Consider the following 10,536-nt stretch of genomic DNA (forward strand, 5'->3'; position numbering starts at 1 on the left):
TTGACGGGGAGACAATAGGAAAATGTCCATTTTACCCTAATTTAAATTGGGATGAACTTGATGAAAAGAATTTGGTTACAATAAAAAAATTGATTGAATTCTCAATTGATATTTTATAGTACATAGTAACTTAACAAAAGATTGCACTCTGGAAATAGAAAGTTCCAAAGTGCAATCTTTTGTTTTAGTAAATATTCTTTTGAATAAAAATTAGTTCTATTAATTCGTACATTCGTCTTCTTTCATACGATAGCCGATACCAACTTCTGTATAGATATATTCTGGCTCAGCAGGATTTTTCTCTAGCTTTCTACGTATGTTAGCCATATTAACACGAAGGATCTTATTGTCTGTATCCGTGTATGGACCCCATACATAAGTCATAAGAGAAGAGTGTGTTACTACTTTTCCTGAGTTTTGTGCAAGGTATGCGACAATTTTATATTCAATAGGTGTTAAGTGAACTTCCTCTTGGTTAATCATTACGATTCTCTTGCTGAAATCAATATATAGATTACCACATTGATATGGTCGTTTGTATAATTGAGAGTCATTCATAAGCTTGTTGCTGTGACGAAGAGACGTTCTTATACGAGCGATTAATTCATTTGTTCCAAAAGGCTTGGTAATAAAATCATCCGCGCCAAGATCAAGAGCCTCTACTTTTTCATATTCTTGTGTACGAGCGGATACGACAACAATAGGATTGCTAGACCAACTACGTACGTTTTTGATAATGTCAGTTCCGTTCATATCAGGAAGCCCTAAATCTAATAAGATAATATCAGGGCATTGAGAGTTGATTAGAGATAATCCCTGTTGCCCAGTATAAGCTACAAGAACTTTGTAATCGTTATTAATTAATGTGTTTTTGATAAAAGAAGCGATGTTTTCCTCGTCTTCAATAATTAGTACAGTGAATTTAGCATTCATGATAGTCCTCCTTAGGTAATGTAAATATAAATTCAGCACCTGGTTGACAATTTTTTGCATTGATTGTTCCTTTGTGTGCATCGATAATTGTTTTGCATATAGATAAGCCAATACCCATTCCTTTGTGGCCGTCAATAGATTTGGAATAGGAGGCAGTTGCACCATCAAAAATAGTAGGAATTCTCTCGGGAGGAATGCCCACACCATAGTCACGAATATGGAAAGTAACGGTTTCTTGGTCATGAGTAATCGCTAAGGCGATTGCAGATGAAGTATGGGAATGAACCCACGCATTTTCTAACAGATTAATGATAACCTGTTCGATAAGAAGTGCATCCATAGGTACGATAAGTAACTCATCAGGAATTTTTACTTCTAGTTTGGCATCTGGCTGTCGTTTTTTGAAACGACTGATTGCTTCGGATATAACTTCTTCAATTAATTCTTCGGTCTTTTTTACTTTAGTAGAAGTATCTTGAATTCTCGTAACGGATAACAGGTTTTCAACCATATGTAGCAACCATGTGGAGTCATCATAAATGTGTTGTAAAAGTACAGTGCGTTCTTCCTCGGATAAGAAACTGCTCTCTAAGTATGTGGCAGAAGTACCGATGATACTTGTTAAAGGCGTTCTTAAATCATGAGAAATAGCACGTAATAGATTGGCGCGCATTTTTTCTTTGTCTGCTTTTCGCAACATGTCCTCCCGCTCGGTTAATAATTTGGATTGAATTTGAAGATGCGAGGTAGTTGTACTTGTTAGTAAAGCAATTGCAAGCATTACAATAAAAGTAATGGGGTATCCGGATAACGTGAAGTTGATTCTGAAAAAGGGATATGTGAAGATGCAATTTACTAACACAACATAAACTAAGGAAGAACAAATTCCATAGAGATAACCAGTAGTATATCTAGCGGTTAAAATCAAAGCTAGTATATATATGAGTGTAATATTTGAGTTGTTCTTACCTGAAAAGTGAAAAGTTATAAAACAAAAACAGGTTGAAATCACTATAACAAGAAGAGTGTACGTTAAGTCATTCATATGTTGGCGTATATTTTTGCAAAATGTAAAAAATGGTTCAATGTTAATTTTTTTTCGATTAGTAAGCATTAGTATCCTCCTAGGTTAATAAAGCTGTGGGTATTACAATGCAACTTTATTAAAGATATATATGTAATGGATTATATATAAAAAAACCTATGAAGTCTATAGAGATATTAAATAATAGTAATATATTACAAAATAAAGTTCTACATGCATTTATAGCACGAATTTGCAAGGGATTCAAATTCGTGCTATATGCGTAGGAGCGGTTTACGGCGAACGCACTGATTTTTACTTATATTACGGATAGAAGTAAAAACCATTTCGGACAAGTTGTTCGCACATAAGGGTGTTATGTAGAATCTTGTAATGTACTCATAAGCCTGTGCAGTAGCTTATAAAGAACGATTACTTTGAGTTTTAACAATTGAGTGGTTAGCAATACCATGTTCAATTGCTTGACATCATAATAGCAAATTTGATTGCGTTTGAAAATAGTTTAAAGGTTTCCTTAGCATCATCTTAACTAATATATTTTCCGAACAAATATTCGAAAAAATATGGATATTAGCTTGCTTTTAAATATATGAATCAGTATAATAGATATAACGGTTTTATAGAAAGGATTAACGAGATGATATCATTTATAAAAGGTGAATTAGATAGTATATATGAAGACGGAATTGTTATTGAGAATGGTGGAATTGGTTATGATATCAAAGTGCCACTATCTGTTATGAATGAACTACCTGCCGCAGGAGAAGAAGTAAAAATCTATACATATCTCTATGTAAGGGAAGATATATTGAGTCTATATGGATTCTTATCACGAGATGATTTGCAAGTATTTAAATTATTAATAACGGTAAATGGTATCGGACCGAAAGGTGCGCTTGGAATATTGTCAACAATTTCACCAGATGATTTGCGATTTGCTGTGCTTGCTGATGATGCGAAAGCAATTGCAAAAGCACCTGGAATTGGAGCGAAGACGGCAAGTAAGTTAATATTAGAATTGAAAGATAAATTGAAGTTAGAAGATGCGTTTGAACAAAAATTATCGAAAGTAGCAGATGCGCCAAATTCTGATGTGAATGCGAAGAATGAAGCGATACAAGCACTTGTAGCTTTGGGTTATACGAATACAGAGGCATTAAAAGCCGTTAGAGGAATTGAAATCACACCAGATATGGATACGGAAGATATTTTGAAATTGAGTTTAAAGAAGATATCATTTTTATAGGAAATTGTAAAACTCACCTTTAGGTATAACGAGAAGCAATACGATTTTTGAAGGTGAATGTCGGAGGATAGACATGGAGAAGCGAATTATATCAACAGAGTTAATAGAAGAGGATTATAAGATTGAGAATAGTCTTAGACCAAAACTGTTAAAAGATTATATTGGACAAACTAAGGCGAAGAACAATCTGAAAGTATATATAGAAGCGGCGAAGCAACGTGAAGAGGCACTGGATCATGTACTTTTTTATGGACCACCAGGTTTAGGTAAAACAACGCTTGCAGGAATCATAGCGAATGAGATGGATGTAAATCTTAAAGTTACTTCTGGACCAGCGATTGAAAAGCCAGGCGAGATGGCAGCGATTTTGAATAATCTGCAAGAAGGAGATTTGCTGTTTGTAGATGAGATTCATCGATTGAACAGACAGGTAGAGGAAGTCTTATATCCTGCAATGGAAGATTATGCAATTGATATTATCATAGGAAAAGGGGCTTCTGCTAGGTCTATTCGATTGGATTTGCCGAAGTTTACTCTTGTAGGAGCAACGACAAGAGCGGGTATGTTGACTGCACCACTTCGAGATCGTTTTGGTGTTGTACATCGTTTGGAATTTTATACGAATGAAGAATTGAAAACCATTATTATGCGTTCGGCAGGACTGTTTCATGTTGAAATTGATGAAGAAGGTGCAATGGAGATGGCAAGACGTTCTCGTGGAACACCAAGACTTGCCAATCGCTTATTAAAGAGAGTGCGAGACTTTGCACAAGTCAAATATGATGGAAAGATTACGAAAGAGGTTGCTAATTTTGCTCTTGATTTACTTGAAGTAGATAAACTAGGATTGGATCATATTGACCGTGAAATCCTATTAACGATGATAAATAAATTCTCTGGTGGCCCTGTTGGTCTTGACACAATTGCTGCTGCAATAGGTGAAGATTCTGGTACAATTGAAGATGTATATGAGCCGTATTTGATTCAGAATGGTTTGATTGTGCGGACACCTAGAGGCAGAATGGTGACCGATTTATGTTATAAACATTTTGGTTTGGGACAAAATCAGAAATAGCTTGTCATTTTAAGAAGAAAATACTATAATTGAACTAGATTGTGAATTATTGTAGAATAAAATGACACGAGTACGTGTTTAGAAATCTAAGGGGCGGATTATATGAATACGATAAATGATGTAGAAGTTATTATTAATAATAAAAGATATACGTTAAGTGGTTATGAGAGTGGAGAATATCTACAGAAGATAGCTTCCTATATTAATACAAAGCACACAGAATTTAAGTTAATGGAAAGTTATAATAAACTAGATTCTGACATGCGTAATATATTAATGCAGATTAATATTGCAGATGATTATTTTAAAATGGTGAATCAAGTAAAGGAACTGAATGAGGATGCAGATGTGAAAGGCAATGAATTATTTAACCTAAAGCATGAAGTAATTGCATCACAGACAAAACTTGAGGCATTACAAAAAGAACATGAGAAGCTTCAGAACGAGTATAATGAAGCGCAAAAGACAATAATTAAATTACAGACGGAATTAGAAGATAGTAAGAAGTAAGAAATCCACAAGTTGTTGAATGAAGGAGTAATTGATAATTCGAGAACGAGTGTAAACGGATATAGATGAAAGGCGCACGAAAGAAGCGAACTGTGCATGGTTATTTCTGCATAGCACTGCCTTATGTGCGCTTTTATTAATTCGTAGGAAAGGAAAAATCCATGAGAAAGATAGAAATACTTGCTCCAGCAGGATCTTATGAAAGCTTAAAAGCAGCAGTTACAGCTTCCTGTGATGCTGTTTATATTGGAGGGGATTTATTTGGTGCAAGAGCATATGCGAATAATCTGAATGAAGACACAATGATGGAAGCAATTGATTATGCACATATTCATGACAAAGCACTTTACCTTACAGTGAATACTTTATTGAAAGAGGAAGAGTTAAAGTCAAAATTATATAGTTATATAGCAAAATATTATGAACATGGGTTAGATGCAGCAATTGTTCAAGATTTAGGGGTTATGCATTTTTTGCATCGTAATTTTCCGGAATTAGAATTACATGCTAGTACACAGATGACATTGACAATGGCAGAAGGTGCGAACATACTGAAAGAATATGGAGTAACAAGACTTGTAACTTCGCGTGAACTTAGTTTGCAAGAAATAAAAAACATTCGTGAGAATACAGATCTTGAGATTGAGTCTTTTGTGCATGGAGCATTGTGTTACTGCTATTCAGGACAGTGTTTAATGAGTAGCATAATTGGAGGAAGAAGCGGAAATCGTGGACGTTGTGCGCAACCTTGTCGTATGCCGTATGACTTGTATTATGAGAAAAAGAAACTCACAAGTGGGAAAGATTCGTATCTTCTAAGTCCGAAAGATATGTGTACACTATCGATTATTCCAGAATTAGTTGATGCCGGAATTGATTCCTTTAAAATAGAAGGTCGTATGAAACGTCCAGAATATACAGCATTAGCGTCACATCTATATCGTAAATATGTTGACCTATATCAAAAATTAGGACGAAAAGAATATATATCGTATATGGAGAAACATAGTGATGAGTTTGTTCGTGATGAAAAAGATTTGATGGACTTGTATAATCGTGGTAATTTCACAAAAGGCTATTATGTGAGTCATAATGGAAAAGATATGATGTCATTAACAAGACCGAATCATAATGGTGTGCTTGTTGGAGAAGTGGTTAATGTGAAAGGTAACAATGCAGGAATTTTACTGTCTGAAGATGTTCATGCACAAGATTTGTTAGAGATTCGAAAGAGTCTTACAAATCTGAAGGCAAAGGATAGTTATGAGTATACATTGAAGGATTCTGCAAAGAAAGGAACAACAATTCGAACAAATTTCTTTGCAAAAACACCCGTTTTTGTTGGACAAGAAGTGTATCGCATTAAGAATCAGGAATTATTAGATGCAATTAGGAAAGAATATATTGATACAGAGAGAAGAGAAGCGATAGAAGGAACATTTCTTGCAAAGCATGGTCAACCGATGCAACTAACATTTCAGTATAGTGATAGGAATGGTATGCATAGTATTACCGTATATGGAGATGAACCGATGGAAGCACAGAAACAGAGTGCGACATCAGAACAGATAACAAAACAGTTGAATAAAATGAATACAACTGCATTTTACCTAAAAGAGCTAGCAATTGAATTAGATGAACAATTATTTATTCCGAATGGGTTGTTGAATGAATTACGTCGAGAAGCAGTAGAGGCATTAACAGAGAAAATTCTTGCTAGTTATAAAAGAGCAACTCCAGAAATAATGGAAACAGTAACAAAAACGTATGAGAAATCTTATAAGTCAGATAAGGCAATGAGAATTTGTGTGCACCCAGAAGATGTAAAATTATTAGATACTGTACTAGCATTTCCTGAGATTGAAGCAATATATCTGAATGCGGATGATGTAAGTAAGAATACAATGATTGCAACGGCTAAGAAAGTAAAAGAGCAAGGAATCCAATTTTATATGGTACTACCTGCAATCTTTCGTAGAGATATAAGAGAACAATTTGAATCCTATGTAACAGAAGAATTGCTAGAAGCATTAGATGGTATTGTTATTAAAAACCTTGAAGAATATGCATTTCTAAAAGAGAAAAATATAGTTGGAGATGAGAAGAATAGAGAACTGGAAATTATAATAGATTCTAATCTCTATACATTGAATGAAGAATCCAAAGTGTTTTGGAGGGAGCAGGGAATTTCTCGTTTTACATCATCGCTAGAGTTAAATTATAAAGAATTGTTAGAGCTTGATTTGACAGATTCTGATATGGTTGTTTATGGTCATACAACGCTTATGGTTTCTGCGCAATGCTTACGCAACAGTACAATTGGTTGCATAAAACATAAGGGGAAGAATGATTTAAAGGAAAACGACAATCCATACTATGAGATGAAGGATGGGAAACAGAAGAATTTCTATGTAAGAAAGCATTGTAGATACTGCTATAATACCATATATAATGGTTCTGCATTGTATCTATTAAACCAATGGGATGAGATTCGAAAACTAAAACCTAGAAGAGTTCGTTTAGACTTTACGATAGAGAATGCGGATGAAGTAAAAGCTATACTTTCTAATTGTATTGCGTTATCTGAGAGACATGCCACTACAAAGCAAATTAACGTAGTAGATAAGGCATATACAAAGGGGCATTATAATCGTGGAATAGAGTAGGTGATAAAATGGAGAATTTAACGATAGAATTATCAAGGTATTTAATCATTATCTTGTTAGCAATCTATACACTATATTGTTTTACAGTATTTCGAAGTAGTGATAAGAGAAGGCAGAATAGGTTGTTTAATAAACAGATAGGGTTGCTGTATATGATACATTTTATATGTTATCTAGTATTGTTTTTGGAGGCAAAGAATCCAAAATTGTTAATCCTATATATGCTTCAAATTGCATTTTTTGCTATTGTTTCAGCAGTGTATAAAGTTGTATATAAGAACTTATCGCGATTAGTTTTGAATAATATGCTAATGCTATTAATGTTTAGTTTTGTAATGCTAACGCGAATATCATATTCATTGGCTGTTAAACAATTTGTTATAGCAAGTATATCAATTGCAATCTGCGTTATTGTACCGTTCATTATTGATAAAGCGAAATGGTTAGAAAATCTGGGGGTTCTATATGCTATAGCGGGCATAGGTTTACTATTGGTAGTACTTGCTTTTGGAAAAACACAATATGGTGCAAAAAACTGGTTGTTTATTGGAAGCTTTGGATTTCAGCCATCGGAATTTGTGAAGATTGTATATGTATTCTTTATGGCATCGTTACTATCAAAAACAAGTAATTTTAAACAAGTTGCAATCGTATCGATACTGGCAGGGGTGCAGGTTATATTATTAGTACTTGAGAAAGACTTAGGTGGTGCACTTATATACTTTGTTACGTATCTAATGATGATTTATGTGGCATCGCATAATCCTATTTACTTAGGGGCAGGATTACTTGGTGGTTCGGCAGCATCTGTAATAGCATATAAGCTGTTTAGTCATGTTAGAGTTAGAGTAATGGCATGGAAAGATCCTTGGAGCTGTATTGACAATGAGGGGTATCAGATAACGCAATCTCTGTTTGCAATTGGAACAGGAGGTTGGTTTGGTCTTGGGCTAGGAAAAGGATTACCTAAAAGTATTCCGGTAGTAGAAAGTGACTTTGTATTCTCTGCAATATCAGAGGAGTTTGGTGGAATAGTAGCTTTTTGTATTGTTTTAATCTGTCTAAGTTGTTTTATAATGTTTATCAATATTGCGATGAAGATGAAACGAACATTTTATAAATTAACTGCATTAGGACTAAGTATCGTATATGGTTTTCAGGTATTTTTAACCATTGGTGGAGTAACGAAATTTATACCATCTACAGGTGTTACATTACCGTTAATTAGCTATGGTGGTACATCGGTATTAAGCACAATTATTATATTTTGCATTATACAGGGATTATATGTACACAACAAATAGTAGAGGATGATTATATTGATAGGAAAGAAAAATCAAAAGAGTAAGCAAACAAATCGACAACCAAAGAAACAGCCGATTAAAAAAGTAAATAAAAATCCTCAAAAAAATTCACTTAATGAATATGATGAGGATGATTATAGTGAAATGCTAAAACAATCATTGGAAGAAGAAGGCTTCTTTGAAGAGGGTTTAGATAATCTGGATAATACAGAATATAGAGAACCACAGGAGTCACAAAAACCAATACAGAGAAAGAATTTAAAGCAATCAAAAAAGCAACAGCCTTCCAAGAAGAATGCGACACCTCAGAATGAAACAAGTCAACCGAGGTATAAAGGTGTAAATCGTGAGATCCTTGTAGTTACGTATATATTTATTGGATTGTTTGTGTTACTACTCGTGAATTTTTCGCATTTTTTGTTTGCGGATAGTAAAAGTGTAATAAATAATACGTATAATAAGCGTCAGGATTTATTAGCAGAGAGAATTGTAAGAGGGCAAATTCTTGGTAATAACGGAGAAATCTTAGCACAGACTATTGAAGATGATGATGGAAATAGTAAGCGTGTATATCCTTATAAGGATTTATTTGTACATGTTGTAGGGAGATTTGACAAAGGTAAAACGGGAATTGAATTATCGGAAAACTTTAATTTGCTAACCTCTAATGCGAATCCATTAGAAAAAGTATTTAATGAGTTATCAGAGAAGAAGAATATTGGAGATAATATTGTAACGACTCTTGATGTGGAATTGCAAAAAGTGGCATACGATGCTCTTGGCAACCATAGAGGTGCAGTTGTAGTAATAGAACCAAGTACAGGTAAGATTTTAGCGATGGTATCAAAGCCGGATTATGACCCAAATCAAATTAATTCTTTGTGGGAAGATTTGGTGGCTGATAGTGAGAACAATTCAGCATTGATTAATCGTGCCACGCAGGGATTGTATCCGCCAGGTTCTACGTTTAAGATTGTAACAGCGCTGCAATATATGAGAGAGAATTCAAAGTATAAGAAATTTGAATATACATGCAAAGGTAGTTTTAAAATCGATGATATGAAGATTAATTGCTACAATAATAAAGTACATGGTACGATTGATCTGAAGACGGCATTTGCGAAGTCGTGTAATGCAACATTTGCGTCAATTGGAACAAAACTTAGCAAGAATTCGTGGTTTAGTACATGTGAATCGTTACTGTTTAATTCAGAATTACCATTACCATTCCCATATAAGATGAGTTCCTACACGTTAGGTTCTTCGTCGGAAGATACCTTGGCTGCGCAGACTGCAATTGGTCAAGGAAACACATTGATTTCACCTATGCATAATTTACTTATTGTAAGTGCGATTGCGAATGGTGGAACATTAATGAAACCATATGTTGTGGATCATATTGAAAACTATGTTGGAAATGTTATTAGTAAGAATATGCCTTCCACATATGGGGATTTAATGACAGCGCAAGAAGCACAGGCACTTACGGATATGATGGTAGATGTAGTGAATAATGGAACAGCGTATAAATTATCAAGTAAAAAATACAAAGCAGCAGGTAAAACAGGATCAGCAGAATATAATTCAGGAAAGTCATCGCATGCTTGGTTTGTTGGATTTGCACCAGCAGACAATCCGCAGATTGCAGTTAGTGTTATTGTGGAAGGAGCTGGTACTGGTAGTGATTATGCTGTACCAATAGTTAAAAAAATCATGGATACTTACTTTAATCGATAATAAAATTAAGGGAAATAAAT

Annotated in this window: 8 protein-coding genes and 1 pseudogene; 6 read left to right on the forward strand and 3 right to left on the reverse strand. The window is 34.3% G+C overall.

Going from position 1 to position 10,536, the window contains the following annotated elements:
- Positions 1-219: 219 nt before the first annotated feature.
- From RMR19_RS19305 to RMR19_RS22095, 3 genes and pseudogenes are all read right to left on the reverse strand, one after another.
- Positions 220-933, reverse strand: coding sequence for a response regulator transcription factor (locus RMR19_RS19305; RefSeq protein WP_310605139.1), 714 nt, complete (start codon positions 931-933; stop codon positions 220-222).
- Complete coding sequence (locus RMR19_RS19310) at positions 923-1,630, reverse strand: sensor histidine kinase (protein ID WP_310605145.1); 708 nt, start codon at positions 1,628-1,630, stop codon at positions 923-925. The genes RMR19_RS19305 and RMR19_RS19310 overlap by 11 nt, the downstream gene beginning before the upstream one ends.
- A gap of 24 nt (positions 1,631-1,654) precedes the next feature.
- Positions 1,655-2,047: pseudogene (locus tag RMR19_RS22095) on the reverse strand (DUF4118 domain-containing protein); the annotation flags it as partial.
- Positions 2,048-2,615: 568 nt separating this feature from the next.
- Here RMR19_RS22095 and ruvA point away from each other — a divergent pair.
- From ruvA to RMR19_RS19345, 6 genes are all read left to right on the forward strand, one after another.
- The gene (ruvA, locus tag RMR19_RS19320; protein ID WP_310605146.1) at positions 2,616-3,224 is read left to right on the forward strand and encodes a Holliday junction branch migration protein RuvA; all 609 of its coding nucleotides are present in this window, start codon (positions 2,616-2,618) and stop codon (positions 3,222-3,224) included.
- Between the two features lie 73 nt (positions 3,225-3,297).
- The gene (gene ruvB / locus RMR19_RS19325) at positions 3,298-4,299 is read left to right on the forward strand and encodes a Holliday junction branch migration DNA helicase RuvB (RefSeq protein WP_310605140.1); all 1,002 of its coding nucleotides are present in this window, start codon (positions 3,298-3,300) and stop codon (positions 4,297-4,299) included.
- 102 nt (positions 4,300-4,401) lie between these two features.
- On the forward strand, positions 4,402-4,809 hold the full coding sequence (gene zapA, locus RMR19_RS19330; RefSeq protein WP_310605141.1) for a cell division protein ZapA: 408 nt from the start codon (positions 4,402-4,404) through the stop codon (positions 4,807-4,809).
- Between the two features lie 161 nt (positions 4,810-4,970).
- Positions 4,971-7,475 (forward strand): U32 family peptidase, encoded by a 2,505-nt coding sequence (locus RMR19_RS19335; RefSeq protein ID WP_310605142.1) that lies wholly within the window; start codon positions 4,971-4,973, stop codon positions 7,473-7,475.
- Between the two features lie 8 nt (positions 7,476-7,483).
- On the forward strand, positions 7,484-8,779 hold the full coding sequence (locus RMR19_RS19340; RefSeq protein WP_310605143.1) for an FtsW/RodA/SpoVE family cell cycle protein: 1,296 nt from the start codon (positions 7,484-7,486) through the stop codon (positions 8,777-8,779).
- 15 nt (positions 8,780-8,794) lie between these two features.
- Entirely contained in the window at positions 8,795-10,516 is a 1,722-nt protein-coding gene (locus RMR19_RS19345; protein ID WP_310605144.1) for a peptidoglycan D,D-transpeptidase FtsI family protein, read from the forward strand.
- Positions 10,517-10,536: the final 20 nt, after the last annotated feature.

Source organism: Anaerosporobacter sp., from assembly GCF_031551385.1.
Taxonomy (GTDB): domain Bacteria; phylum Bacillota; class Clostridia; order Lachnospirales; family Lachnospiraceae; genus Anaerosporobacter.

Excerpts from the sequence above, each read along its gene's own strand:
- ruvA (WP_310605146.1), top strand. The coding sequence starts at position 2,616 with ATGATATCATTTATAAAAGGTGAATTAGATAGTATATATGAAGACGGA.
- ruvB (WP_310605140.1), top strand. The coding sequence starts at position 3,298 with ATGGAGAAGCGAATTATATCAACAGAGTTAATAGAAGAGGATTATAAG.
- RMR19_RS19305 (WP_310605139.1), bottom strand. The coding sequence starts at position 933 with ATGAATGCTAAATTCACTGTACTAATTATTGAAGACGAGGAAAACATC.
- RMR19_RS19340 (WP_310605143.1), top strand. The coding sequence starts at position 7,484 with ATGGAGAATTTAACGATAGAATTATCAAGGTATTTAATCATTATCTTG.
- RMR19_RS19335 (WP_310605142.1), top strand. The coding sequence starts at position 4,971 with ATGAGAAAGATAGAAATACTTGCTCCAGCAGGATCTTATGAAAGCTTA.
- zapA (WP_310605141.1), top strand. The coding sequence starts at position 4,402 with ATGAATACGATAAATGATGTAGAAGTTATTATTAATAATAAAAGATAT.